Genomic DNA, 26,629 nt, shown 5'->3' with positions numbered 1-26,629 from the left:
GTGTCTCGCCGATCCGGGTCGGCGAATCCCGGCAGAACCGTTCCCGAGGCTAGAGTCGGCCGCCGCATCCGCGGCGCCGACTCCCACTGAATGGATTCGCCGCCGCACGCCCCTGAAAGCCGCGACGCCGTGGTGGAACCGTCCGGCTCAGCCCTGCGCAGAGCGCATTGCCGCAATCCTGCGCCAGACCGCCGGGTCGGAGCGAGGACCGCCCGGAGTATCCGCGCCGTAGCGCTCGATCTCGGCCGCGAGGTCCAGCGGCGCGGTCATCGAGGCGCCGCGCAGCGCTTCCTCGATGTGCTCGTCGGGCACGAGCCAGCACACCTCGAACTCGATACCGTCGGGGTCGCGGCCGTACAGCGCCTTGGTCGACCCGTGGTCACCCGCCCCCGTCAGCGCCCCGGCGGCGGCCAGACTCTGCTGGGCCGCCGAGAGCTCGGCCAGCGTGGCGACCTCCCATGCCACGTGATAAAGCCCGACCGATCCGGGGGCCGGGACAGCCGCGCCCCGGGATTCGAACAGCCCCAGATCATGGTCGTTGGCCGAACCCGCGTGCCGCAGGAACGCACCCCCCGGAAAACCACCGGGGAGCCGTTCGAACCCGAGGACCTGCTCGTAGAAGTCCAGGCTGCGCGCAAGGTCCGAGACATACAGGACCACATGGTTGATTCCACGCATATCCGGTGGACCTCCTCGAACGTCGGTGTCGTCCGCCAGGCGCCCACAGCGGTGACGGACCCATCGCCCACCATCATGCTCCACTCGGCCCCGGCACTCCGGAAGCCACGGCCCACTTGCGGGGTTGCGCGCGCTGCACGTCTCGGTCCTGCTCCGGGACACAGTGCCACTCCACGGCTGTCCCGGTGTCACCCGGGAGAGTTCCACCCACCGGCAACCGGAGAGACAGCGCGATGGCCCGGACGATACTTTCCGGAGTTGTGAACCCGGTTGCCGGCTATATCGGGCCGGGCGGACCGGATTCGAAGGAGGCCCATGATTTCGGCGGATGCGATCATCCCGCTCGACCGGGTGCCGCAGGGCCCGGTCACGTCCTTCCGTTGCCGGGTGGAGGACTCCTGGATCGACTTCAACGACCATATGAACGCCATGTATTACGGCATTATCGTCTATCGCGGACACGCGGCGTTCAGCGCTCTGATCGGGATGGGCGAGAGCTACGTCGACCGGACCGGGCTGGGGAAGGTCGTGGTCCAGTCGTCACTCGGGTACGAGCGTGAGGTGCGTCGTGGGGACGAACTCGAGATCCGTTCCTGGCTACTGGGTGCCGACGACAAAAGAATCCACGTCCTGCACGAGGTGTTCAGCCTGGACACCCGGCGCCGGGTTGCGGTGGGTGAGCAGATGGACCTGCATTTCGACCTGACCTCTCGGCGTTCCTCTGCCATGTCGGTCGAGCAGCGGAATTATCTGACCGAGTTCTCCCGGATTCAGGCCGCGGCCGGGCTTCCCGGCGGCATCGGCCGTGTGGTGCGCGGACTGCACGCGCCGGAGGAGAGTCCGGCACGGCAGAACCCGGGTCTCGCCGCACGGCGGAACCCGGGTTCCGGCCGATTCAGCCGAGGCTGAACGGCTGACCCCAGACGGTGACGATCTCCTTGGAGCCGGCGGTTTCGACCTCCACTTCGGTGAATGCCCTGGCCTGCGCGTAGCCCGCGCAACCGGCGAGCCCGATGGTGCTGTTGTGCCAGCTCACGCTGCCACTGGTTCCGGCGATCGAGGAGAAGGGCCGATGCGATTCCATTCCGAAGGCATCGGGGGCTTCCAGGTCCAGCAGGTAGAACTTCTTGGCCTGCCCCGGTCCCAGGCTCAGGTTCCCGCCGAGACTGGTGCCGGCCGACTGGTTCTCGCCCGCCCAGTCGGTGCTGTAGTTCGCGCCGCTGTTGGCGCCGCCGCCGGCGATATTGACCTGGCAGCCGACCACGTAGCCGGGTTTGATCTTCGAGCGCGCCGGCGCCGACAGTTCGACTTGGGCACTGGCCGATACCCAGGCATTGCGGTGTAGCGGGGTGGCGCCCATGGACGGGCTGATCGTGGCCGATTCCCCGACGATGCGCAGCGTGACGGCTGTACCGTCACCGAGGGTTTCGGTGACCGCCGCCCCGGGCAGCGGTACGAAGGTATCGGCGCCGGCGGTGCCGGTGGCCGCCAACCCCACCGATGCGGCTGCCACGAATGCAGCGCGGACGAGTTTCTTGGGATCAATCATTGGGGAAAACCTCTCCGGGTTCTTGACTTGTCGAGAAGACGAGCGGTCGGAAATTGGACCGTGCTCATCCGATACTGAACGGCGCCCCGTAGAGAGTGGTCTTCGAATAGTGATCGCCGATGATTTCCACGACCGTATAGGACCGGGCCTGCGCGTAACCGCCGCAACCTTGAATTTCTATTTCGAAATCCCGGTAGCCCACACTGTAGACCCCGGGCCGGAGAATATCCTTGAAGCCGACCCGGACGAATTTCACGTCACCAGGGCCGAGCTGGATACCGGCCGAACCGCTCAACCCGCCACCGTTGGTACTGACATTGCCGGAAAGTCCCGCGGTGATCGCGCTGTCCCCGATGCTGACCTGGCAACCGACGATATAACCGGTATTCACCTGTGAAGCGCCGTGGGTCGACGAATTGTTCGTGCCCGGCATATCCGCCGGCGTCGAATAGGGCCCCGGGCGTTCGACCGTCGGCGTATGGGTGACGTCGGCGGTGACGGTGCCGGACACCCACACCACCCGTCCCACACCGTTGGCAGCCATCGACGGGGATATCACGGCATGTTCACCCGTACGGGTGACCGTCGCCCCGGGGGCGGCCTGGTGGCCGTCGGGAAGCGGTACGAAGGTATCGGCCGTGGCGTGGCCTGCGGCCAGCATTCCGACGGCCGCGAATACCGCACTTACGCCGCCCAGGCGCATACCGCGACGGACGCCACGGACATACGAGTGGCGTGGGACGTTTGCTTTCATCTGTTGACCCTCATCTCGATCGAAAGCGGGCATGCCGATGCCCGGCACTGTTTCCGGAATATCGCCGGAAGAATTATGGACAAGCCCCTACGCCGAATGTCGTGCCGATAATTCGAAAATTGAGCACGTTGAATTTCCCGGACAGCACAAATCCCGGGGCGGCGAAGTGGTTCCGTTCAGCCGAACAGCTTCATTCGGTGATCGGCACAATGGATGCGGCGATATCAGCACGCCGGTCGACAGGCGTGGCACGATGCCACCGCCCGGTATTCCGGTCGGTGGCCAGAACACCGCAACTACTGGACTATCTGGGCTGGGTTGCGGTCATGACGTTCCCTTCTTCTTCCTCCGCTCGCCGCCCGGCGCGGATACGCGCACCGAATGCGGAAATCCGCGGCCACCGGCCGGCTGATTTCGGCCGGCCGATTCCGAGGGCCGCCGCAACAGCGCGGACCGGTCGCCGCGTAGCGGTCGGCAACCGTTGTCTCGACCGGTGTGGGCACCGGCCCCTGCGCTGCGGGGACCGCTTCGGGGGCCGGTACATTCCGGGCGATTCGGTGTCGACCGTAAGCCGAAGCCGGAAAAGAGACCATCGCCACTCCCGCTGAGCGAGAATCGCGTTGGCGGCGCACTCTTCGGCACCGCAGCTCGGCGAGCACTACCGCCGGCTCGGTGGCCGGAATCGCCACGTGCCGAGGGGGCCGGGTACACCGGCAGCGAGGATCGCCGTCAGAGTGTGAAACGCCCGGCGAAGCTGCGCAGGGGCAGGTCCGCACTGGTGATGATGCCCGGCCGGGCCGCAACCACCGACCGAAGGGAGTGCAGGGCGGGCATACCGGTGACGGTCATGCCGATGGAAGCGAAACTGGCGGGGTCGGACAGGTCGACGCCCTTACGGGGGAAGACCATGTGTTTGCTGTAGATACTGGGATCGCCGGTGATCTGGGTGATGTAGCAGCCCTTGATTTTCCAGGCCGGATCGGTATGCGGAGTCATCTGCCATTCGAGATGTGATTCGACCCGCGGCACGCCGTCGACGAGGCCCTGATACTTGATGTAGTTGGCGCCGAGGGACCCCTTGGGCAGGAAGTACCAGCCGAGGTCGACGTCTTCGGTGCAAGCGCCGAGTTCATAGCCGAAGGTGACCTCGTCGAGTTCCAGGCCGAATGCGTCGGCCATCAGGTACACCGAATCGGCGAATACCGCGGTGTACTTGTGCAGCGATTCCGGAATGGTCGGATCGTCGACGGGGCGGCCGTACCCGACGGCCTTCCAGGTGTCGACGGAATGGTGACAGGAGACGTCGACCGACTCGGTGACGGTGACGTTTTCGATCTCGGCGACATCAGCGCTGTGCACGATCCCGAGGATCTGGGCCAGGCCCGGGTTCATCCCGGTGCCGTAGAACGTCGCGTCGCCGCGCTCGCACGCGGCCGCGATGACCTCACTGACCTTGCGGCCGGAGGGATGCGGGTGATTGGTGTCCCGGTGGTAACCGGTGATCCAGTCCGCGGTGGTCACCACGTTGATACCTGCTTCGAGAACTCTCTCGTAGAGCTCTTCGTCCGGGAAGACCCCGTGGAAGGTGAGCACGTCGGGCCGGGCGGCGATGATCTCCTCGACCGTCCCGGTGGCGATCACGCCCACCGGGTCCATACCCACGATCTCGCCTGCGTCGCGGCCGATCTTCTCCGCGGTGTAGCAGTGCAGCCCGACGAGTTCGAGGTCGGGGTGGTTGTGGATCCGGCCGATCATCTCGGTGCCGAGATTGCCGGTCGCTACCTGGAATACCCGGATCTTATCGGTGCTCATACGGGGCCTTTCGGTTCTGGCGAGGTGATTCGGCGAGCGGACGGGTTCACGAGCCGGCCGGGTCCGCGGGCCGGACGGCGCCGCTGTACTGCCGGTGCGGATCGGTGGACGGCCCGCCGTCCGGGTAGAACTGGCGCGCCCATTCCCGTAGCGCTGTGAAACCCTGGTACTCCTTGCGGGACAGTGCGGGCGGATCCGAATAGCGCTGGTGCGCCCAGATCTCGATATCGGCCTCGAACTGTTCGATGACGAAATCGGCCATCGTCTTCCCGTATCGGGTGAGCGCCGGGGAGTCGTCGCCGGGTTTGCGCCCGATCCACACCGTGAAACGGACATCGGAGGTGTGCTCGTCCACCGGTGTCACCGCCGGCATGGTGCGGTTGTCGACCATGCCCCAACTCTTGGTGATCGAACATCCCAGCCCCGCATTGATCGATTCGACCCCGCTGCCGACCTGGTCTGCGGGGACCGATTCGTCGAAGGCGATGGTGAAATCGACGTAGGAGACGGGGCCGGAGAAGTCGTGGCGGGTGAATTCCGGGACGAACGGGGTTTTGTGCACGTACGTGAAATGCGCGAAGTCGACACCGTTCTCCATAACGTACTGGGGATGCATCTCCAGTCCCGTCCGGCACAGGGTCGCCGCGGGCACGGGCGGGTAGTAGTCGGCGGCGGTGCGGCCGTCTCCGAACGCAGTGAACATATCCGGCACCTCGAAATGCGGCGGACGCCCCTCGACATCGAACCAGATCCACACCGCCTCGTTGCGTTCCACCACCGGATAGCTACGGATCCGGCGGCCCTTGTTCGGATGGCTCTCGTACGGAATGCAGACGTTACGCCCCTCGCGGTTCCACTCCCACCCGTGGAAGGGGCAGACCAGGTTCTCACCCTCCACCCGGCCGCCGTACCCGAGGTGGGCGCCGAGGTGTTCGCAGTAGGCGTCGAATACCGCGATTCGGCCGGATGCCGAACGCCAGGCCACCATCTCGCGACCGAAGTATTTCATCTTGTGCACCGCGGCAACCGTGATCTCATTGCACCAGGCCACCTGGAACCAGCCCGTCGGCTCCATCGACAGCGGCGGTTTCGCCATCTGAACCCCTTCACGCCTTCGTGAGCTGCTCGATACGGCGTGCGGATCGGCCGATCCGGCCACGCGCCCACCGATAATAGAACCCTCTATGAAAGAATACAAGAGGGTTATGTGAAATTGGGTGGTCTCGATCTGCGGCGGTAGAATCGCTGCTCGTGACGGAAGCGGCAGCAAGTGAACGGCGCGCCAACAGGCGCGGAATCCAGTCTCGGGAGAGCATTCTCGAGGCCGCGATCGCCTCGCTGGCCACCGGCGATCCCGCCGCTGTCTCCGGTAACCGCATCGCGCGCGATATCGGCGCGACCTGGGGAGTGGTCAAATACCAGTTCGGCGATATCGACGGTCTCTGGGCGGCGGTGCTGCGCCGCACCGCGGACAAACGTGGTGATCTGCCCGCCGGCATCAAACCGGACGGCGGCCTGCACGAGCGGGTCGCCGCCATGGTCACCGCCATGGCCCGCGGCCTGCGCGGCCGGGAATCCCTGGCCATCGAAACCCTGCGCGCCGCCCTCCCCCGCGACCACGTCGAACTCGAACGCGATTTCCCGCTCACCGCCGCCGAGCTGGCCTCGTGGAAACCGCACTGGGATACCGCCTGCCAGAAAGCATTCGCCGACCTGGATCTGGATCCGGTCAAGGTGCGCAAGGTCGCCGCCCTCATCCCCGCCGCGATGCGCGGGATCACCTCCGAACGCTCGCTCGGCACCTACGGCGACCTCGACGACGCCCTCGACGCCCTGATCGGCGGGATCGTCAGCTATCTCGAGGCGTGACGGCGGCAGGAAAGTCACTGTCCTGACCCGCGGGATGCAGCGCCGCGACGCCCGCTACGGCCAGATCACCCTCGACGGCGCCACACTGTGGCTCACCAACGGCGCCACCCCGACCTCGTCGCGGTTCTGGTGCGAACGGAACTGGACGCGGACAAACCGCACAGGAACCTCACGACGTTCGGCCATGCGGATCGCCGGTGAATACTGCGCCGAGGTCCTCCAGAAAGCCTTCCGGATCCACGGCGGTTCCGGTTACTCCAGGAAGCCGAAAACGAACGCCTCATGCGGGAAGCGCCTTTTCGGCTGATCAGCGAAGGAACCAGCGAGATCCTGAAAGACGATCATCAGCAAGGGCCTGTTGCGGCAGCAAGCTCTGGCCTCGACACAGGGACGTGGCCGCGCCCGTTGCCGAAGCGCGGTGGACGGCAAGCGCGCCGGAGTTCGGATCAGCGCGCGAATTACCGTTCCCCGGACGGTGGTGGCGTTGCTGTAATGCGGCAATGCCTCAACCTTCTCCGGCCGGGCGACGCCAACTCGCTCTCAACGCGTTCATCTATCCCGCGGGTCACCATGAGGCCGCCTGGCGGCATCCGCTCAGCCGCCCGGACCGGATCTACGATGTGCGCTACTACCAGGAGATCGCGCGTACGGCCGAAGCCGCCGCCTTCGATGCGGTTTTCTTCGCCGACGGCCCCGCTTTGCGAACCAACGTGGCCTACAACGCCGCACCCGGCCTGGAACCGATCACACTGCTCACCGCGATCGCCGCGGCCACCAGCCGGATCGGACTGATCGCGACGGCGTCCACCACTTACTACGAGCCGTACAACCTGGCCCGGCTCTTCTCCTCGCTGGACCATATCTCCGATGGCCGGGCCGGCTGGAATATCGTCACCACCGGAACCGACCTGGCGGCCGCCAATTTCGGTCTCGACCGCCACCCCGGCCATACCGAGCGCTACGCGCGGGCCCGGGAATTCGTCGACGCGGTCACGGCGCTGTGGGACAGCTGGGAGGACGACGCCGTGCTGCTGGACCGCGCCGCCGGCCGCTACGCCGACCCGGACAAGATCCATCCCATCCATTTCGCGGGAGAGCATCTGCGGGTGCGCGGCCCGTTCAATTCGGCCCGCACACCGCAAGGTTATCCGGTGCTGGTGCAGGCCGGCGCCTCCAACGACGGCCGGGCATTCGCCGGCCGCTACGCCGAGGCGATCTTCACCGCGCATCAGCGGCTCGGCGACGCCCATGCCTTCTACACCGATATCAAACGTCGCGCCGCCGAATTCGGCCGGAACCCCGACCAGGTGAAGATACTGCCCGGTCTCAGTCCGTTCATCGCGAGCACCGAATCCGCGGCGAAACAGCTCGAACGGGAGTTCAACGAGCTGACGGTCCCCGAATACGGTCTCGAACAACTGGAATCGCTCGCCGGCGAAACACTGCGCCGACTGCCGCTCGACGAGCCGGTACCGGCCGGCCTGTTCGCCGACGCGGGCGATGTCACCGACAATACGGCCAGCAGGCGCCAGGTCATCGCCGGTATCGTGCAACGCGAACGCCCCACCCTGCGCGGCCTGCTGCACCGTCTCGCCGGCGCTCGTGGGCACCGCGTATTCGCCGGCACGCCGGAACAGGTGGCCGACACGATCGAGGAATGGTTCACCACGGGCGCCGCCGACGGTTTCAATGTGATGCCGCCCTACTATCCCGGTGGCCTGGAGATCTTCACCGAAACGGTGGTACCGATCTTGCGGGAACGCGGCCTGTTCCGCACCGAGTACTCAGGCGCGACGTTGCGTGACCATCTCGGGCTGCCGAAACCGGCGAGCCGGTTCGCGGCCGCAACGGTTTCCGGCTAGCGGAACACATCCGCAGTGGCGGCGGAACACCCGACGCCCCCGAGGTCACGTCCAACACGCAGAAGGGCGGATTCCGCACGGTGGGATTCCGGTGCCGATGCGCCGACGGTGGAAGGACAGCGACGACACACGCCCGCGACGCAGTGGACCCGGACACAGTGGGCGGTCGCATACGCTGGATACATCCCGGCTGTCCCCGGCCGGACAGCGCGAGTTTCCAACCGATCGGAAGGAATGCGATGAGGCTGGCCGGAAAAGTCGCGATCGTCACCGGAGGTGCGGGTGGTATCGGCCGCGGGATCGTCCGGGCCTTCGCCAAGGAAGGGGCCGAGGTCCTTTTCGTCGATATCGACGACGACGCGGGTGCGGCGCTCGAGACCGAACTGGCCGGAACCGGGAAGTTCCTGAACGCAGATATCTCGAAGGAGGCGAACGCACCGGCGATCGTGCAGGCGGCGATCGAGGCGTTCGGCAAGCTGGATATCGTGGTCAACAATGCGCACGCTTCCCGGCAGGCACCGCTGCTGGAAACCACTCAGGAGATGCTGGACCTGTCCTTCGGGACAGGCTTCTATCCGACCTTCTGGCTGATGAAGGCCGCGCACGCCCAACTGGCTGCCAATCAGGGCACGATCGTCAACTTCGCTTCGGGGGCCGGTATCGAGGGGCAGGAGAACCAGACCTCCTACGCGGCCGCCAAGGAGGCCATCCGGGCGATCAGCCGGGTCGCGGCGAACGAGTGGGCGGTCGACAACATCAATATCAACCTGATCTCGCCGCTCGCGCTGACCGAGGGAGTCGAATCCTATATCGCCGCGAATCCCGGTATCGAAGATGTTCTGCTGGCGAAGACCCCACTGCACCGGTTCGGCGATCCCGAGGCCGATATCGGCCGGGTCGCGGTTTTCCTCGCCAGCGCGGACGCCGACTACATCACCGGCCAGACCATCATGGTCGACGGTGGCAGCATCAAACTCCGGTAGACAAGGTGGATGGGTCGCCGGGCCGGACTCGCGCCCCGGCACCCGGTCCACCCGGACCCCGGCAATTCACGGCATGGACATCGTGGGCGCCCCGGTCCTGCCCGAGGTACTGCCGCACCTGCGCGACGGCGCCCGGTGGGTGGTCGCCGGCGCGATCGGCGGCCACACCGTTTCGCTGGGAAAGATCGTCGTCCATCCGTAGCCGTGCGGTCAGCGACCCAAGCGTTTCGCGCACTCCGCCATTTCGTCGATCACGAGATCCATGGAGGTGGCGTGGCGGGACGCCGAGAGTACGAGGCGGTCGGCGCCGAGTGCACGGGATCGGTCGAGCTTGGACTCGTCCAGGCGCGGCAGGGTGGCGCCGAGTACCAGGGAGATATCCGCGGGATCGCGATCGGCCGCAGCGGCCGCGGCACGCATGGCACCGATCGCCGTATCGAGGTCGGCACCGGCCAGTCCCAGCGGCTGGAACCCGTCACCCAGCCGGCCGGCCCGGCGAGCGGCCGCCAGGCTGTGGCCGCCGATGTACAGTGGCACCCCGGTGCCCCGGAATGGTTTGGGCCGGCTGTAGGCATCGGTGAACGAGAAGTAGTCACCGTGAAAATCCACACCGTCGCGACCGGCCCACAGTGCCCGCATGACCGCGATGGATTCGTCGGCGATCTTGCCGCGGCGGTCGAACCGGCCGCCGCAGGCCTCGATTTCTTCCCGCATCCAGCCGAGACCGAGGCATATGCGCACACGTCCCCCGGAGAGCCGGTCGAGGGTGGCCAGGCGTTTGGCCAGCACCACCGGATTGTGGTTCGGCAGTACCAGTACGCCGGTCGACAGGCCGAGCGTGGTGGTGGCGCCGGCGACGAACGACAGCAGCTCCAACGGGTCCGGGATATCGCAATCGTCGGGCAGATGAGATTTGCCGGTCGGCGAGTAGGGGTATTCGCTTTCGGTATCGGCGATGACCACCGAATGTTCCACGGCCGAGATCTCGTCGAATCCGAGCGATTCCGCGGCCCGCGCGAACCGCAGGATCTCCTCCGGTTCCCCGCTCGTCCCCAGTTCGACCGGGATCACGACACCGAGCTTCATTGCCTGCCTCCTTCGCTACACCGGCACCACCGACCCACCGTCACCGCCGTGAAACGCCGGGGTCCGGTAGGAACCGTGCGCGGCCGTAGGTGTGGAATTCTCGTTCGAGCTCCTGTTTACCGAGCTCGGTCAGCAGTTCGTAGGTCAGCGCACCGCGGCCCACCCGGTGGTAGACAGGGTCGCCGACGCGCCACAACTGCGCTTGCAGCTCACGTTTGAGCACCTTGTTCGAACCGGTCACCGGCAGGTTCGCCGATACCCGCACGAATCGCGGCGCCGCCTTGGTCCCCAGATCGTCCTGGTCACCGAGGAAGGCCGCGAACTCGACCGGGTCGAAGTCCGCTACCTGCGCGACCTCGATCGCGGCCATCACCTGATCCCCCGAACGCGGGTCGGGCACCGCGTACACACCCGTCGCGATGATCTTCGGGTGCCGCCGCAGGATCCGTTCGATCGTCAGCGCGGACGTGTTCTCGCCGTCGACACGGATCCAGTCACCTTTGCGACCGGCGAAATAGATGAACCCGGCCTCGTCGACATAGCCGAGGTCGCCGGTCCAGTACCAGCCGTGCCGGATCCGCTCGGCCACCGCGGCCTCGTTCTTGTAGTACCCCTCGAAACGTTTCGCGCCGCCCTTGTCCACCATCTCGCCGATCGCGTCGTCCGGGTTCAGTACCCGGCCGAACCGGTCGAGTTTCGCGCGGGCGCAAACGTCGCGGGTGTCCGGGTTCACGACGGCGATATCGGCGTGCGCGGGCCGGCCCATGGCGTCTTCAGGAGCATCCGGGTCGGGCTTCACCGATCCCGCCCCCTCCGACGATCCGTAACCCTCGAACAATTCGGCCCCGAAACGGCGGGCGAACTCGGCCTTGTCCTCCGGTGATGCCTCGGTGCCGAACCCCCGGACCAGGGTGTTGTCGATATCGTCGGACTGTTCCGGGGTGGCCATCAGATAGCTCAGGGCCTTGCCGACGTAGGTGAAGAAGGTGGCACCGAAGAACCGCACATCGGGCAGGAACCCGGACGCCGAGAACTTGGGGGTCAGACAGACGGTGGCACCGTTGGACAGCGCCGGCGCCCACAGCGCCATCAGCGCGTTTCCGTGGAACAGCGGCATACAGCAGTAGTCGACATCCTCGCGGACGTGCCCGTATTTCTCGTTGTTCGCATAGGCGAGCCGGGCCAACCGGCCTTGGCTGCAGCGCACGGCTTTCGAGGTGCCGGTGGTGCCGGAGGTGAACAACAGCAGAAACAGGGTCGTTTCGTCCACCGCCGGTGCGGCGACCGGCTCGTCCACCCGGTGCGTACGGACCCGGTCGGGGTAATCGGGCGCGTCGACGAGGACGAAGCGGTCTTCGTCGAGGCCGAGGTCCAGCTCACGCAGCTGCGCCATCCCGGCGGTATCGGTCACGATCAGCTGGCAGTCGACGTAGCGGATCTCGGCCTCGAGTTCGGCGCCGCGCCGGGTGGGGTTGATACCGACGATCACCGCACCGCTCAAGGCGGCGCCGCCGAGCCAGAACAGATATTCGGGGGTGTTCTCGAGCAGCACCCCGATATGGAACGGTCCGTCGACCCGCAACGCCGCGGCCAGCGACCCGCGGGCGGCGCTTTCGCGCACCGTCTCGTCCCACGTCCAATCCCGCTCCCGGGTCCGCACCCCCAGGTGCGAATCACCGAGACGGTCGAGCAGCATCCCCGCAATGGTCGCGTGTTCCAACTCAACTCCTGCCCGCTTATCCCGTGCCACATGTTTCCGGCAATGCCGCATGTGCCGCCCCGACGCTATCCAAGTCCGTCACCGGCTCGCCGTAGCAGGTCTCAGCCAGTGGAAAACGCGCCCGCACCGGGCCGGCCCGGACAGCCGGACGGGTTCGGCTTCGAGCACCCGGCAGCACGGCGAGCGCCGACGTACTGCGGGTCACGCTCGTGGCCCGCGACGACCGGCACATGCGGCCCGGCCCCGCCGACCGGCGTTCAGTCGACCTGCGGCGCCCATTGCACGCCGTTGATATGCGCGCCGCCGTCGACGAACAGGGTGTTTCCGGTGAGGTATCGCGCACCGTCGCCGGCGAGGAAGGCGACGACCGGACCGATATCGTCGAGCGGGTCGCCGACGCGGCCCATCGGGTTGGCCGCATCGATCGAGGCCGCCATCTCCGGATTGGCATCGGCCATCCGCTGGTAGGCCGCACTGCGCGCGCCGGGGCAGATCACATTGCAGCACACCTGTTTCGGCGCCCATTCGCGCGCCGCCGTGCGGGTCACCGCCCGCAGCGCCTCCTTGGCCGCGTTGTAGGCGACCGAATACATATGGGCGTTGACACCGTTGAGACTGGCCAGGTTCACGACCCGGCCGGTTCCGTGTTCCGCCAGCGCCGGATAGGCCCGCTGCATGGCCCAGAACGCGGCCATCACCGCCATATCGAAACCGGCGGACATCACCTCGGGCGCCGTCTTCTCCAGGCGGGCGTAACCCGTTCCGCGCCAGGCATTGTTGACCAGGATGTCCAGCCGGCCGTATTCGGACACCGCGGCGTCCACCATTGCCTCGACCTGGCGTTGTTCGGTGATATCGGTGTGCACGAATTGCGCCCGCACGCCCCATGTCCCGGTCAACCATTTCGCGGTATCCGCGCCTGCCGCCGCGTCGATCTCGGCGACCAGCACATCCGCGCCCTCCCGGGCCAGAGCACCCGCGATACCGCGCCCGATGCCCACCCCGGCGCCGGTGACGAGTGCGGCCCGACCGGTCAACGTACCCATATGCATGCCTCCTCTTCCGGGGGCAGCCTGCGGTACTCGCACGCGATGCGGCCACCCAAGTCTCACCCAGCGAGAGGCCCCCTGGGTTCCGGCGCCGATCCGCGCTGAGATACAACGATGGACCCTGCCGACCGGCTTGCCCTGACCACGCTCGCGGCGCGCTATGCCCTGGCCATCGACCGCCGGGACGCCGCGGCGGTCGCCGCCCTGTGTACCCCCGATGTGGTGGTCGTACTACCGGCCGAACTGAACAGAACGGACGCACCGGCCGAACTGCGCGGCCGGGAGACAGTGGCCCGATCGGTGGTGGGGGCGGTATCGCACCTGGTGGCGACCCGGCATATCGTCGGACAACAGGTGGCCGAGGCCGATACCGCAGGCCGCGCGCACGCCGAAACCTACTGCACGGCGCACCATATCTACGCACGCGGTGACGGTCATCGGGACAACCGGATCGCGATGCGCTATCGGGACACCTTCGAGCGCTCCGACGGCATCTGGTTGTTCTCCCGCCGGGAACTCGTGGTCGATTTCGCCGAGGACGTGCCGGTGACCCGTTCGGGCCGGTGACCCGAACTTTTCATTGACAGTCCGATCGGACTGTGAAACCGTTCTCGGAACCTTCGCCGCCCAGACAGGAACGCCGAGATGACCTTCGCCGGGACCACGGTCGACTACGCAGTACGCGACCATCGCGCCTACCTCACCCTGAACCGGCCCGAGCGGCTGAATGCGATCACCGGCGAGATGGCTCGCGAAATCGGCGACGCCGTCGCCGCGGCGAACGCCGATGATTCGGTGCGCGTCATCGTGGTCCAGGGAGCCGGCCGCGCCTTCTGCGCGGGCTACGATCTGAAGCTCTATGCCGAAGGCGGCGCGGAACACCAGGGCGCGGTCTGGGATCCGATCAAGGATTTCCGGATGATGAAAACCAATACCGAGCACTTCTTCTCGCTGTGGCGTTCGGCCAAACCGACCGTCGCGAAAGTACACGGCTACGCCGTCGCGGGCGGCAGCGATATCGCGCTGTCCTGCGATCTCGTCGTCATGGCGGAGGACGCGCGGATCGGCTATATGCCGGCCCGGGTATGGGGCTGCCCCACCACCGCGATGTGGGTGTATCGCCTCGGCGCCGAACGCGCGAAGCGGATGCTGCTCACCGGTGACACCATCGACGGGATCCGGGCCCGGGAGTGGGGGCTGGTCATCGACGCCGTACCGGCGGCCGAACTCGATACCGCGGTCGAAGAACTCGTCGACCGGATGGCCGGCGTCCCCACCAATCAGCTGGTCATGCAGAAGATGATGATCAACCAGGCCTACGACAATATGGGCCTGCAAACGACGCAGAACCTCGCGATCCTCTTCGACGGCATCACCCGCCACTCCCCCGAAGGCCGCTGGTTCGTCGATTTCGCCCAGCAACACGGTTTCGACGCCGCGGTCCAGTGGCGCGATACGGGCCGGTTCATCCCGGACGGCGGCGGCGATATCCCGGCCGACGACGATATCGAGCGGATGAAACGCGAGCTGGAGCAGCGGCGATGATCGCGCTCACCGAATCGGTGTGGCCGGTCGATATCAGCCGGCCGGTTCTCGAACTCACGGTGGGCGAACTGCTCCGGCAAGCCGCCGCCGAAGCACCTGATCAGCTTGCGCTGGTGTCCGTCGCTCCGCAACGCAGCGCCCGCACCTGGACCTACGCAGAGTTACGCGAGGACGCCGAACGCGCGGCTGCCTGGCTGCTCGACCGGTTCCGGCCGGGTGAACATATCGCGGTGTGGGCGCCGAACGTCCCCGAATGGCTCGTGCTGCAGTACGGCGCCGCACTCGCCGGGCTGGTGCTCGTCACGGCCAACCCCGCCCTGCGCGGGCCCGAACTCGAATACGCGCTCGGCCGGTCGCATGCGGCCGGCATCTTCTACACCGACAGCTTCCGCGGCACGAATATGGCGGCCCAGGTCCACGCCGTACTCCCCGCAGTGCCCGCCGTGCGCGCGGCCGTAACCTTCGACGGCTGGCTGGACGAGGTCCGCGGCACCGAGAAGCGCGGGCAATTGCCGGTGGTGGATCCGCGCTCCGCCACCCAGATCCAGTTCACCTCCGGCACCACCGGGCGCGCGAAACCGGCGGTACTGGCGCACCGGTCGATGGTGACCAATGCCGCCTTCGTCCGCGACCGCTGCGGCGCCACACCGGGAGCGACCTTTGCCACCGGGCTGCCGCTGTTCCATACTGCGGGGTGCGGTCTGGCCGCGCTGGGATCGACGTATCAGCGGGCCACACTCGTCCTCGCCGAAGTCTTCGATCCGGCGACAATGCTGGCGGCGATCCAGGATCACCGCGCCGAGATCTACGGTGGTGTGCCTGCCATGCTGCACGCCCTCCTCGGCTACCCCGGACTGGCCGAGTTCGATCTCGGTGCGCTGCGGGTCGTGATGTCCGGGGGCGATGCCGTGCCGCCTGCACTGGTGGACGGTTGGGCGCAGGTCTGCGGTGCCGCGACCAGTGCGGTCTACGGCCAGACCGAGCTCGGGCCGATCGTGTGCCAGACGAGTCCCGCCGACAGCCGTGACGACAACCTGTTCACGGCGGGCCGACCGCTTCCCGGAGTCGAGGTCTCCATCCGCGATCCCGCCACCGGCGCGGTGCAACCCCTCGGGGTCGAGGGCGAGATCTGCGCCCGCGGCTACCAGCAGATGATCGAATATCTCGAGATGCCCGCCGAAACGGCGCGGGCGATCGATGCCGAGGGCCGGCTGCACACCGGCGATCTCGGGACGATGGATGCCCGCGGCTACGTCCGCGTCACCGGCCGGCTCAAGGATATGATCATCCGCGGCGGGGAGAACATCTATCCCCGCGAAATCGAGGAAGCCCTGGCTGCGCATCCCGCACTCATCGACGCCGTCGTACTCGGCCTGCCCGATGAAATCTGGGGCGAAGCCGTGACGGCGGTGGTCCGGCCGGATCCGGCCCAACCGGCTCCCATACCGGCCGAGCTACAGGACTACCTACGGGAGCGTCTCGCCCCGCACAAAACCCCGAAATCCTGGTACACCGTCGAGAGCTTTCCTGTGAACGCGATGGGCAAACTCCAGAAATTCCGGCTGCGTGATCTGATCGCCGACGGCCGGCTCCGCGCCCTGTGACCAGGAAGCCGGTGACTTCCGGAGCCGGCCCTGTGCGGCGGGGCTCCGCACAAGCGGTGGCCCGGACCGGCGGCCTGACCCGTAGAGAACAACACGCGAAAACCCACGCAGCTCTGCTCGACGCGACGATCCGATGCCTGGTCGATCACGGCTACGCAGGCACGACCACGCAACGGATTCAGGAGCAAGCGGGCGTCTCGCGAGGCGCGCTCCTGCATCATTTCGCGTCGAAATCGGAGTTGCTGGTCGCCGCGATCCACCATATCGCCGACCGGCGCCTGGACGATTTCGGCGAACTCGTCGACGGCCTGGGCGACGGGCCGGAGAGCCTCCCGAAGATGGTGCACGCGGTCCGGTCGGCAATGACCGGACCACCCTTTCAGGCGGCAATGGAACTGTGGGCCGCGTCCCGCACCGACCCACAGTTACGCGACGCATTGCTACCTGCCGAGAAACGGCTGGGGGCCGCACTGCGGACCCATTTCGAGCGGCATGCCGGTATCCCCGATCCCGAATCGGCCCGGACAGCGTTCGAATCGCTCATGGCCCTCGTACGCGGCCTCGAACTCACCCGGCTGCTGCGCGCCGATTCGACCCTGGCCGACCGGGTCGTCGACGACTGGCTGAACAACGTCGCCCGGCTGCGCGAGACCTGACGGCTATACCGGCGACAGCGGCGGCGACGGCGGGAACACGACCGGCAACGTGGTCAACGCCCGATGAAACGCGCCGGTCCGCCAGGTCAGCTCATCGGCAGGTACTCCGAGCCGGATCTCGGGCAGGCTGTCGAGCAATTGGTCGATGGCGTCCTGAGCTATCGAGTAGGCCAGTGAACTGGCCGGGCACACGTGCGGGCCACCACCGAATGCCAGATGCGCACGGTTACCCGCATGCCGGTTGGACCCGATCACCGGATCGGTATTGCAGGCCGCCATGCTGATGATCACGGGTTGGTGGGCCGGCAACCAGACACCCTCGATGAGGATCGGCTGTTTCGGGAAGGTGAAACAGAAATTCGCCATCGGCGGATCGTTGAACAGCACCTCGTCCAGCGCGTCCCGGGTGGACAGGCTGCCGTCGAGCGCGCTGTCCCCGAACTGCTCGTCGGTGAGCATCAACCGCAGCGCGTTGACAATCAGATTCTGCAGCGGTTCGATCCCCGCCCCGTACAGGGTGGCCACCTGGTTCACGATCTCCGGCTCGCTCAATGCGCTCGGATGCTGCATCATCCGGGTAGTGACATCGTCGCCGGGTTCGGCTCGTTTGAGCTCGATCAGCTCCAGCAGCGAGGTCATGAGCAATTCGGCACCCCCTCCGGCGCCGACGCCCTCGAACATCGCCGCCATTCCGGCCGCCGCCCGCTGCGCGATCTCGGTGGGACAACCCAGCACCGCGTTCAGCACGGCGAAGGTGAGCGGAAACGCGTACTGCTCGATCAGGTCCGCCGATCCGTCGCCGCAGAACGAGTTGATCAGCGGAACAGCGACCCGCTCCACGGTCTCGTGCAGATTGAACGGGTCGACCTCGCCCAGGCCCGCGGCGATGGCCTGCCGATAGCGTGCGTGCGCGCTGCCGTCGTTACGCCGGGCGTTGGGCCGCCACTGCATGAGGGGCAGCACCGGGCAATCTGCCGGAATATCGCGCTGCCAGGTGCGCGGGTCGGCCGGGAAATGGTCCGGATCGTTGTAGATACGCAGCGCCGTGTAGTAGCCGATCACCAGCGTCGCGGGCACGCCCGGCGCCACCTCCACCGGCACCAGGGAGCCGTGCTGCTCCCGCATCGTGCGGTAGATGCTGTGCGGGTCGACCGCGAATTCCGGTGCGTACAACGCAATCCGCGGGCCGTCGGTATCGGTCGGTGAACTGTGCGGAGCCCGGGGCGATAGGCGGTCGGAAATCGTCACCGGACGGATCCTAGGCATAAGACCGGCGGCTTTCGCGCGATACCGGCATATACCGCGCCCGCCAGGTCTCGGTGATCGGGAACAGCGCGATCACGAGGTCGGCGGACCGTCTAACTTCTACTCGTGACCCGCACCAGGACCTTCCCGCATCTGCTCGCCCCCGGGACCATCGGCCCGGTTTCGCTGGCCAACCGCGTGGTCTTGCCCGCGATGGATATGAACCTCTGCGAGGACGGCGAGATCGAGCAGGGCGATATCGACCATTTCGCCGCCCGCGCGGCCGGCGGGGCCGGGCTTATCATCACCGGCGCCGCCGCCGTCGCCTTCCCGATCGGCTGCACGAGCACCAAGGAGCCCGGACTCTCCGATGACCGGTTCCTGCCGGGGTTGACGGCTCTCGCCGACGCGGTCCACGCGGCGGGCAGCAAGTTGTGCGTGCAGATGACCCATCACGGCAAGGTAGCTCGGATCGATACGCTCCAGGGCCGTCCGCTGCTTGTTCCGTCGGCACCGTCCGCACCGCCGGACCGATCCGCACTGGCCGACAACACGCCCGGCGAATTGCAGAAGATGGCAGCCGTCGCGGGCGGCAAACGGCCCACATATCACGAGGCCACCAAAGACGATATCGACTGGCTGGCGCGCTGCTTCGCCGAGGCCGCGGGACGGGTGCGCGATGCCGGCGGGGATGCGGTCGAGATCCATGTGGCGCACGGCTATGTGCTCGGCGCTTTCCTGAGCCGCGCGGACAACAAACGCACCGACGAATACGGTGGCACTCTCGAGAACCGGGCGCGGTTGGCGGTAGAGGTGATCCGCGCGGTCGAGGCGGAGGTCGGCGGTTCCGTCGCGATCCTGGTGCGCGTCGCCGGCCGGGAATTCGGCGAGGAAGGCGCACTGACCAACGAGGAGGCCGTGCAGGCAGCGGCACTGTTCGAGGCAGCCGGCGCCGACGCCATCCACGTCACCGGGTGGGGCCGTAACCCGTTCTCCAACTTCACCGACGGCCCGCTGCCCGACCAGGTCGGCGCCTACACGGACCTCGCGGCCGCGGTGAAGAAGGCCGTATCCATCCCGGTGATCGCCGTCGGGCGAGTACTGCCGGAGGTCGGCGAACAGGCGATCGCGGAGGGCACCACCGATTTCGTGGCAATGGGCCGGCAACTTCTGGCCGATCCGGACCTGGTGAACAAGCTCCGGGCGGGCACGCCGGAACAGGTCCGTCCCTGTATCAACTGCTATGTGTGCGTTCAGGAGAACTTCTGGGATGACACTCCCCTCTGCGCGGTGAACCCCGCACTGGGCAACGAGAAGCTGCTCCCCCTACTGCCTGCCACCGCACGCAAACATGTGGTGGTCGTCGGTGCGGGCCCCGGCGGACTCGAGGCCGCCCGGGTCGCCGCGGAACGCGGGCATCGCGTGACGGTACTGGACAAATCCGATCGGCTCGGCGGCACACTCTGGTTCTCCGGTCTCACCACTCCGGACAACCAGATGCTGCTGGACTGGCTGAAGGTACAGGTCCAGCGTCCGGGGATCGATATCCGCTTGAAGACCGAGGCCACGGTGGACTCGATCCGGGCACTGCGACCGGATGCGGTCGTCGTCGCCACCGGCGCGGTGCGTGGCCGGCCCGCGGTACCCGGCAGCGATCTGCCGCATGTACACACCGGCGATACATTGCGCGCCTTGATGACCGGCTCCGGAGATGTTTCGCAAGTGCCGCCCCTGCTGCGGACCATCGCCAAACTCGGCAAGCTGTCGGGTATCACCAAGAGCGCGGCCGCGATCCGCACCGTCACCCGCACGTTCCTGCCGATGGGTAAGAACGTCGTCGTGATCGGCGGCTCGCTTGTCGGTCTGGAACTTTCGGAGTTCCTCGCCGAACGCGGCCGCAACGTAACTCTGCTCGAAGAAGGCAGTCAGCTCGGCGTGCCGATGGCGCTGCCGCGGCGCTGGACCGCTGTCCGGCATGCGAACGAGTCGGGCGTGCAGATCCATCGCCAGGCCACTGTGCAGCGAATCACCGAGAAGCGCGTCGAGTTCACCGTCGGCGACAAAACCTCGACGGCTCCGGCGGATATGGTCGTCGTCGCGTCGGAGGTTTCCGCCCAGGCGCAACTGGCCCAGGCACTGGAAGGTGTTGTCTCCGAGGTGCACGTGGTGGGCGACGCCGCACAGGTCGATTACATTCAGGGCGCGATTCACACAGCGTGGCAGGTCGCGACGAAGCTGTGAACGCGCGACCGCGCGCACTACATCCACGATCGCCCGGCCGATCGTGGATGTAGTAGCGGCGGAGCCGAGCCCACAGCGGCGACAACCGAAACGACCTGGCTCCGTGCCGAAGAGGCCGGGTCCGACCCCGGGTTTCGGGCGCCCTTATCGGCGCCGGCGGCGATCGGCAAGCATATCCGACAACGTCTCGCGGACGGGCCGGAACGTGATGCCTAGCTCGCGTTCGGCCGGGGCGTCGTCTGTGGGTGGAGAGTCGGTCAGATAGCGGATCGCGGTCTCGCTGAGTTGACTCATACTGGGCGGCAGCAGATTCCGGAACCGGTCCGCGAATTTACCGGCGGCGACGAGCACGCTGTCGGGAACACTGTAGTAGCGGACCCGCCGACCGGTGATATCGGTCAGCAGATCGGCCAACTCGGCGCCCGTGACGTGGTGTCCGCCCAGGACGTAGCGTCGCGGGCCGCGGCCGGGTTCGAGAAGCCGGACATGGGTCTCGGCGAGGTCGCGGACGTCGCCGATCGTGAAGGCCGCGCCGCGCCCCGGAATGCCGACACGGACGAACGCGGCGACCGCCTCACCGGATTCCCCGAACTGATCCCCGGCGGCCGGGCCCACGAGGCAACTCGGATAGGTCACCACCACGGGCGCGCCCTGCTGCTGCAGGTCCCGGGCGTACTGCTCTACACGTGCCTTGGAGGTGGCGTAACCGTCGTTGCCGCCCGCCGGTGGCAGATCGGCGTGCAGCAGCGGGCAATGCGGGTGCCACAGGGCCGTCATGCTCGATACGTACACGATCGGATCGATACCGCGAGCGGCCGCGTGGCCCAGCACATTACGCGCGCCGGCGAGGTTGGCCCGGATCATGTCGTCGGCCGCATCGGCCCGCAGTGCCACGACCGCGGCGGCGTGCACCACGGCGTCACAACCGTCGAGGGCTTCGCGCACCCGATCCGGGTCGGTCATATCCCCGCGCACCACGTCGGTGGCGTCGAATCCCAGTGCCGCCGCGATCGGCGCCAGCCGGGCGGGGTCGCGAACAAGTAACCGCACCCGGTGTCCGCGGTCGTGTACGGCTTTGGCGGTCCAGGCGCCGACGAATCCGGTGGCGCCGGTGATCAGCACCCGCATATCCGGCCTCAGTACTTCAGCGCGCCCGCATCGACCGGGACCTGGGTGCCGGTGATGGCCACCGAGGCGGGACCGGCCAGCCATGCCACCACTTCGGCGACATCTTCGACCGGCATGAAACCGCTCTGCCCGTCGTTGGGCGATTTCAGTGGCACCGGCGGGAAACTGTGCAGGAACGACGGATGCTTGCCGAACAACGCCATCATGTCGTCGGGCTGGATCATCGGGGTGTCCACCGAGTACGGGTGGATCGAGTTCACCCGGATACCGAACTCCCCCGCCTCCAGCGCCAGTGTATTGGTCAACGCCACCAGCCCGTGCTTGGAGGCTGCGTAGTGCCCGTTACCCGGTGTCGCTTTCAGGCCGGCCGACGAACTGACGATCACTACCGAGCCACCGTTGCCCGCCTCGATCATCGCCGGCAACGCGGCCCGGATGGTGCGCCACGTACCACTGAGATTGACGTCGACAACGGTATCCCACTGCTCTTCGGTCATCTCCCACAAACGAGCCCAGCTCAGCACCCCGGCGTTGGCGACCAGCACGTCGAGGCGGCCGAACTGTGCGACACCGTCGGCCACCAGCTGTTGCATGGCCGCCAGATCCCTGACGTCGACCGCACGGGTAAGGATTTTGCGGCCCGCGGATTCGACCAGCCGCGCGGTCTCCGTGAGATCTTCGGCGGTGGCGGCGGGGTAGGTGACGGTGCCGGAAATCGGCGCGCACGCATCGATGGCGATGATATCGGCGCCCTGCCCGGCCAACCGGACCGCATGCGCGCGTCCCTGGCCGCGGGCCGCGCCCGTCACCAGGGCCACCTGTCCCAGCAGCGGTTCGGTCGGATTACTCATCGTGGCACCTTCGATCATCGTTGTCGGACGGATGGCCGGTTGCGGCCACCGCGGTAGGGGCATATTCACCGAGGGGGCCCGAGCGGGTTCCGACCGGCCCACTTCTCTCGGCGGCTGAAACGAAGTTAGACGGGTGTCCATATAACAGTCAAGGGCGCCGGCAGCGCGCGGACCGGTACCGGACAGGCCCGGCCCACGGGTTCACCGGATTCAGCGACCGCGGCAGCTCAGGCACGATCGCCGACAGGAATCGCGCGCTCGACCGCCATGCGGACCAGTTCGCCGGCCTGCTCCTCGGTGAACACCCCGGGCAGGGTGAGGCGTTCCAGGATGAGCCAGTTCAGTGCCAGGAACAGCAGGACGACCGTGTTCTCGTCACCCGGCATCCCGTTGTCGACATGGTTGCGGATATTGAAGTCCAGATCGGCTCGGACTCGTTCGGTGAGCAGGGCTTGGAGCTCGGGGCGCCGGGTGGCTTCCAGCCGGAGTTCGAGAAGCGCGAGATAGCCGGTGCGGAAGCGGGTGACGCGTCCGACGACTTCGGTCATGAGTTCGGTGACAGTCTCGCGGGAACGCGGCCCCTGCAATTTCATCATGACCGATTCGTCGGGGACCAGTCGTTCGTAATACCGGTGACCTGCCTGAACCAGCAGGTCGTCACGGTTGGCGAAGTAGTTCGAGGCGGTACCGGCCGGCACCTCGGCTTCTTTGTCCACTGCGCGGAACGTCAGTCCGCGGGCCCCTTCCCGGGCCAGGACCTCGATCGATGCGTCCAGCAACGCTTGGCGGCGCTGGGGGTTCGTGCGGACCACTTGACACCACTCCATCTGTAGTACTACGGTTCAAATCACTTCATTCAGAGTACTACAAATGAGGCAGTACGGATCGACGACCCACCTCCCGGGCCGGCCACTCCCACCGTCCTCACCGAAAGGCGGAACCGAAATGCGAAAGCCCCACGGCACCTTCCCGATTCCGGACAACCATCAGCGTCTCGCGGCCCGGCCGACACCGCCGCGCGCGGCCATCGCCCAAAAGGGCCTACCCCGCCACAGCAGGCGCGGCAGCCGCTAGACACCACGCCAGGGCCGGTGCACGAGGGACCTCCATCTACGAACCGGCCGAATCAGAACACCGAAACGAGACCGGCGCCCGGCAGCGCCACAGAAGAGGACGATATGCGTGATCCGAAGATCTGGAGCGAAGAGTTCGGCACAACCACGGATACACCGATCCTGCTGATCATGGGATCGATGTCGCAGGGCATTCTCTGGCCGGAGGAGTTCATCGACCGACTCCTCGCCGGAGGTCGCCGGGTGATCCGTTACGACCACCGCGACACCGGGATGTCCGACACTGCCGACTTCGCGTCCCAGCCGTACACCTGGGACGATATCAAGAACGACGTGTACCGGGTCCTGGACGCCCACGGCCTCGAAAGTGCCCATCTGGTAGGCCATTCGGCGGGGGGCCTGCTCGCCCAGTTCGTAGCCGTGGAATGTCCGCAACGGGTGCGCTCGTTGACATTGATCGGCTCGTCACCACTCGGAGGTCATGAAGGCCAGGTAATCCTGCGCGCTCTGCTCGGCGAACCACAGCCCCCGGGCAGCCTGCCCGAACCGGAACCCGAATTCGTATCCTTCTACCGCGAGCTCATAGCAGCACCACCGCCGGCGGACCGGCACACCCGCATCGACGGCATGGTCGCCGAGCAGCGCGTACTACACGGCACCGGCCTGCCGTTCGACGAGGCAGCGGCACAGAAGCTCCAGGAACGGATCCACCACCGCGCCCGCGACCTCTCGGCGGCGGCCAACCACCGCCTGGCCGCCGCCGCCCGCCCCGATTTCGAACCGACCGGCGTACTCCCCCGGATCAAGGCACCCACGCTGGTCGTCGAAGGCAGCCATGAGCCGGCCAAGCCGGGGCACGGCGCAGTGATCGCCGAGCAGGTACCGGGCGCGCAGCTGCGGATCGTCGCCGGTATGGGGCATACGCTGCCACCGCAGGTGCACGAGGAACTCGCGGCTGCGATCCTCGCACATACGGCGCAATGAGCGCCACTCACCGACACCGTGCTCGCCAGTACCTAATTCAGATACCCGAGCAACTCGTCGTGCAGCAGGCCGTTCGACGCGGCCGCGCTGTCGCCGAGCGGTCCCGGGCTGCCGTCGAGACCGGTGAAGGCACCACCCGCCTCGGTGACGATCACGGCGTGCGCGGCCATCTCCAGCGGCGAGAGGTCCGGATCGGCACAGATATCGACCACACCTTCGGCGACCATCATGTACGGCCAGAAGTCGCCGTAGGCGCGCGTACGCCACACCTCCCGGGAAAGTGCCAGCAGACCGCCCAGCCGGCCCTGCTCCTCCCAGCCCGCGAAGGACGAATACGCGAACGACGCGTCCGGTAACTTCGAAACGCCCGAGACACGCATGCGGGACGCCGAGGAAAGATTCCGGCCGGTGAAGGCGCCGTGATCCTGCACGGCCCACCAGCGGCGCCCCAGCGCGGGAGCGGAGACGACGCCGACCACCGGCCGGTAGCCGCCCTCGGATGCCTCGATCAGAGATATCTGCGTAGCCCATACCGGTACACCGCGCGCATAGTTCTCCAGACCGTCGATGGCATCGACCACCCAGCACCGCGGCCCGGAGCCCTCGAGCCCCTCCCCCTCACCGAGAACCGCGTCGCGAGGCCGGGATCGCTGCAACTGACCGCGAATGAGCTTCTCCACCTCGGTTTCGGATTCGCGCACCGATTCCAGATCCGGCTTCGACTCGATCATGAGGTCGAGAGCCTTGAAGCGGTCCATGCCGGCCGCGGCCGCGGAATCCACGAGAACGTGGGCGAATCGGAGGTCATCGAGATGGTCCTGCACCCAATGAAGCTACCGCAGCAAACGGACAGCGCCACCGGGCCGGATCGGGCTCCGCCGACGCCCGCACCATCACATCGCCGGCGAAACCCGCGCGGCCTGCACGGATCTCCGCACAGCGCCCGGATCTACGACTACCGCGCGGCGGCAAGGACAACTATCCGGCAGGCAGGCAAGCTGCGGCCGGCGTGGAACAGGCGGTTCCTCCCCGGCGGTGAACAGCGATGGACACCAGAAGAGACCGGGACGGCCACCTACAAGAGGCCGGTCAGTAGTCGAGGGCATGTTCCGGTTGGCAGACGTGCAGGGGCGAGGGCAGGTAGCGGACGATGGCGTCCAGGAGCGCGGCGATAGCGCCCCAGGGGGTCGTATCGCACAGGACGGGCGCGATATCGCCGATCTGGGTGAGGTAGCGGATGCGGTGATGTAATCGGCCGGCGGGAATCTTGCACGGGCCGGAAAGGTCGGCGATAACTGCGTCGTCCACGACCGTATCGACGAGGTGGCGGTAACACTGCTCGGCGGCTGTGCGGTGACTCCCGGCGAGGTCCGCGGCCACCTGTTCGAACTCCCCCAGCGAGAGCAGGTCGAGGGCACCTTCGAACTCGGTGCCGATACCGTGCGGGAGCTGCAGCGCCAACGGCACGGCCCCGTGCGTGTCCGCGATCGTCGCGACGCAATGGCCGAAGTCGGCGGCGGGATGGTCGAGGCCGGTCACCAGGCACAACCGGGCCACCTGGTGATCGTCGGCGACCCGCAGTGCCGTCTCGAGTCGCGGGTCGCGTTTCGCGGCGGCGTCCATGACCGCGATCAGCCCGTCGGCCACTCGGATGGACCGTTCCAGGGGGACAATGGGGGCGTGGCTCGACAGCTCGGCGATTCGGATCGTGTGGTCGGTGTGGTCCGTGGTCCAGTGGACCGTGCTCGATACGCCGGTCCCGGTCCTGGTGAGATCGCGGAGCAGACGATGCACGACTCGTGTCGTCGTGTCGGGGTCCCCGACGACCGTGACGTTGCGGATCAACTGCGGTTCGATGACTTCGATGCCCATCGTGGTCGGTTCTCCAGATCGATTCGAGGAGGCCGTTACCTCCCGATCCGGCCTTACCGTACCTGCGG

Annotated in this window: 25 protein-coding genes and 1 pseudogene; 12 read left to right on the top strand and 14 right to left on the bottom strand. The window is 66.9% G+C overall.

All coding sequences use genetic code 11. The features are described 5' to 3' along the window. Nucleotides 1-147 precede the first annotated feature (147 nt). Nucleotides 148-678, bottom strand: coding sequence for a VOC family protein (locus tag NS6_RS31835; RefSeq protein WP_068049790.1), 531 nt, complete (start codon nt 676-678; stop codon nt 148-150). Nucleotides 679-993: 315 nt separating this feature from the next. Here NS6_RS31835 and NS6_RS31830 point away from each other — a divergent pair, with 315 nt between their 5' ends. After that, a complete protein-coding gene (locus NS6_RS31830; RefSeq protein ID WP_068049788.1) occupies nt 994-1,587 on the top strand; it encodes a thioesterase family protein in 594 nt (197 codons plus the stop codon). Here the strand turns inward: NS6_RS31830 and NS6_RS31825 are convergent. The 4 genes from NS6_RS31825 to NS6_RS31810 form a co-directional block, all read right to left on the bottom strand. Further along, nucleotides 1,574-2,227 carry an MspA family porin gene (locus NS6_RS31825; RefSeq protein WP_068049786.1) on the bottom strand — a complete coding sequence of 218 codons (654 nt, stop codon included), beginning with the start codon at nt 2,225-2,227 and terminating at the stop codon, nt 1,574-1,576. The genes NS6_RS31830 and NS6_RS31825 overlap by 14 nt on opposite strands. Before the next feature lie 64 nt (nt 2,228-2,291). Beyond that, nucleotides 2,292-2,981, bottom strand: a complete 690-nt coding sequence (locus tag NS6_RS31820; protein ID WP_068049784.1) for an MspA family porin — start codon at nt 2,979-2,981, stop codon at nt 2,292-2,294. Nucleotides 2,982-3,710: 729 nt separating this feature from the next. After that, nucleotides 3,711-4,793 (bottom strand): NAD(P)H-dependent amine dehydrogenase family protein, encoded by a 1,083-nt coding sequence (locus tag NS6_RS31815; RefSeq protein WP_068049782.1) that lies wholly within the window; start codon nt 4,791-4,793, stop codon nt 3,711-3,713. A 46-nt stretch (nt 4,794-4,839) separates the two neighbouring features. After that, nucleotides 4,840-5,889: a Rieske 2Fe-2S domain-containing protein gene (locus tag NS6_RS31810; protein WP_068049780.1), complete on the bottom strand. Its 1,050-nt coding sequence runs from the start codon at nt 5,887-5,889 to the stop codon at nt 4,840-4,842. Between the two features lie 155 nt (nt 5,890-6,044). Here NS6_RS31810 and NS6_RS31805 point away from each other — a divergent pair, with 155 nt between their 5' ends. The 5 genes and pseudogenes from NS6_RS31805 to NS6_RS36300 all read left to right on the top strand — a co-directional run bounded on the left by NS6_RS31805 (nt 6,045) and on the right by NS6_RS36300 (nt 9,709). After that, nucleotides 6,045-6,662 carry a TetR/AcrR family transcriptional regulator gene (locus NS6_RS31805; RefSeq protein WP_068049778.1) on the top strand — a complete coding sequence of 206 codons (618 nt, stop codon included), beginning with the start codon at nt 6,045-6,047 and terminating at the stop codon, nt 6,660-6,662. A 190-nt stretch (nt 6,663-6,852) separates the two neighbouring features. Further along, nucleotides 6,853-7,029, top strand: a pseudogene (locus tag NS6_RS35055) (acyl-CoA dehydrogenase family protein); the annotation flags it as partial. Between the two features lie 133 nt (nt 7,030-7,162). Further along, complete coding sequence (locus NS6_RS31795) at nt 7,163-8,524, top strand: LLM class flavin-dependent oxidoreductase (RefSeq protein ID WP_068049776.1); 1,362 nt, start codon at nt 7,163-7,165, stop codon at nt 8,522-8,524. Between the two features lie 239 nt (nt 8,525-8,763). Then, nucleotides 8,764-9,507, top strand: coding sequence for an SDR family NAD(P)-dependent oxidoreductase (locus NS6_RS31790; protein WP_068049775.1), 744 nt, complete (start codon nt 8,764-8,766; stop codon nt 9,505-9,507). 73 nt (nt 9,508-9,580) lie between these two features. Beyond that, entirely contained in the window at nt 9,581-9,709 is a 129-nt protein-coding gene (locus NS6_RS36300; protein WP_281211564.1) for a hypothetical protein, read from the top strand. Nucleotides 9,710-9,717: 8 nt separating this feature from the next. On the opposite strand, the gene NS6_RS31785 is transcribed toward NS6_RS36300, so the two are convergent. The 3 genes from NS6_RS31785 to NS6_RS31775 form a co-directional block, all read right to left on the bottom strand. Continuing rightward, entirely contained in the window at nt 9,718-10,593 is an 876-nt protein-coding gene (locus NS6_RS31785) for an LLM class F420-dependent oxidoreductase (RefSeq protein ID WP_068049774.1), read from the bottom strand. Between the two features lie 40 nt (nt 10,594-10,633). Further along, a complete protein-coding gene (casI, locus tag NS6_RS31780) occupies nt 10,634-12,364 on the bottom strand; it encodes a steroid-22-oyl-CoA synthetase (RefSeq protein ID WP_068049772.1) in 1,731 nt (576 codons plus the stop codon). A gap of 206 nt (nt 12,365-12,570) precedes the next feature. Beyond that, a complete protein-coding gene (locus tag NS6_RS31775; RefSeq protein ID WP_068049872.1) occupies nt 12,571-13,359 on the bottom strand; it encodes an SDR family NAD(P)-dependent oxidoreductase in 789 nt (262 codons plus the stop codon). A 117-nt stretch (nt 13,360-13,476) separates the two neighbouring features. Between NS6_RS31775 and NS6_RS31770 the strand changes: the two genes are divergently transcribed. The 4 genes from NS6_RS31770 (at nt 13,477) to NS6_RS31755 (ending at nt 17,167) form a co-directional block, all read left to right on the top strand. Further along, nucleotides 13,477-13,929, top strand: a complete 453-nt coding sequence (locus NS6_RS31770; RefSeq protein WP_068049770.1) for a nuclear transport factor 2 family protein — start codon at nt 13,477-13,479, stop codon at nt 13,927-13,929. Nucleotides 13,930-14,007: 78 nt separating this feature from the next. After that, on the top strand, nt 14,008-14,907 hold the full coding sequence (locus NS6_RS31765) for a crotonase/enoyl-CoA hydratase family protein (protein ID WP_068049768.1): 900 nt from the start codon (nt 14,008-14,010) through the stop codon (nt 14,905-14,907). After that, nucleotides 14,904-16,511, top strand: coding sequence for an AMP-binding protein (locus NS6_RS31760; protein ID WP_068049767.1), 1,608 nt, complete (start codon nt 14,904-14,906; stop codon nt 16,509-16,511). Before NS6_RS31765 ends, NS6_RS31760 begins: the two co-directional genes overlap by 4 nt. Nucleotides 16,512-16,522: 11 nt before the next feature. Beyond that, a complete protein-coding gene (locus NS6_RS31755) occupies nt 16,523-17,167 on the top strand; it encodes a TetR/AcrR family transcriptional regulator (RefSeq protein WP_245669590.1) in 645 nt (214 codons plus the stop codon). A 3-nt stretch (nt 17,168-17,170) separates the two neighbouring features. On the opposite strand, the gene NS6_RS31750 is transcribed toward NS6_RS31755, so the two are convergent. Further along, complete coding sequence (locus NS6_RS31750) at nt 17,171-18,433, bottom strand: cytochrome P450 family protein (RefSeq protein ID WP_068049766.1); 1,263 nt, start codon at nt 18,431-18,433, stop codon at nt 17,171-17,173. A 105-nt stretch (nt 18,434-18,538) separates the two neighbouring features. On the opposite strand from NS6_RS31750, the gene NS6_RS31745 reads away from it, so the two are divergent. Continuing rightward, entirely contained in the window at nt 18,539-20,653 is a 2,115-nt protein-coding gene (locus NS6_RS31745) for an oxidoreductase (RefSeq protein WP_068049765.1), read from the top strand. 144 nt (nt 20,654-20,797) lie between these two features. Here the strand turns inward: NS6_RS31745 and NS6_RS31740 are convergent, their stop codons facing one another. From NS6_RS31740 to NS6_RS31730, 3 genes are all read right to left on the bottom strand, one after another. Beyond that, complete coding sequence (locus tag NS6_RS31740) at nt 20,798-21,781, bottom strand: SDR family NAD(P)-dependent oxidoreductase (RefSeq protein ID WP_068049762.1); 984 nt, start codon at nt 21,779-21,781, stop codon at nt 20,798-20,800. A gap of 8 nt (nt 21,782-21,789) precedes the next feature. After that, nucleotides 21,790-22,632 carry a mycofactocin-coupled SDR family oxidoreductase gene (locus NS6_RS31735; protein ID WP_068049870.1) on the bottom strand — a complete coding sequence of 281 codons (843 nt, stop codon included), beginning with the start codon at nt 22,630-22,632 and terminating at the stop codon, nt 21,790-21,792. Between the two features lie 227 nt (nt 22,633-22,859). Continuing rightward, nucleotides 22,860-23,444 carry a TetR/AcrR family transcriptional regulator gene (locus NS6_RS31730; protein ID WP_068049760.1) on the bottom strand — a complete coding sequence of 195 codons (585 nt, stop codon included), beginning with the start codon at nt 23,442-23,444 and terminating at the stop codon, nt 22,860-22,862. Nucleotides 23,445-23,810: 366 nt separating this feature from the next. Here NS6_RS31730 and NS6_RS31725 point away from each other — a divergent pair, with 366 nt between their 5' ends. Beyond that, nucleotides 23,811-24,689, top strand: a complete 879-nt coding sequence (locus tag NS6_RS31725; protein WP_068049758.1) for an alpha/beta fold hydrolase — start codon at nt 23,811-23,813, stop codon at nt 24,687-24,689. Between the two features lie 32 nt (nt 24,690-24,721). Here NS6_RS31725 and NS6_RS31720 read toward each other — a convergent pair whose 3' ends face one another. Together NS6_RS31720 and NS6_RS31715 are read right to left on the bottom strand one after the other, a co-directional pair. Further along, nucleotides 24,722-25,513, bottom strand: a complete 792-nt coding sequence (locus NS6_RS31720) for an inositol monophosphatase family protein (RefSeq protein WP_068049756.1) — start codon at nt 25,511-25,513, stop codon at nt 24,722-24,724. A 265-nt stretch (nt 25,514-25,778) separates the two neighbouring features. Continuing rightward, the gene (locus tag NS6_RS31715) at nt 25,779-26,561 is read right to left on the bottom strand and encodes a GTP-binding protein (RefSeq protein WP_068049754.1); all 783 of its coding nucleotides are present in this window, start codon (nt 26,559-26,561) and stop codon (nt 25,779-25,781) included. Between the last annotated feature and the right edge of the window lie 68 nt (nt 26,562-26,629).

This window comes from Nocardia speluncae NBRC 108251, from assembly GCF_001613245.1.
Lineage (GTDB): Bacteria > Actinomycetota > Actinomycetes > Mycobacteriales > Mycobacteriaceae > Nocardia > Nocardia speluncae.
Note: the sequence above shows the minus strand (reverse complement) of the source record. Positions and strands in the feature narration are given on the sequence as shown.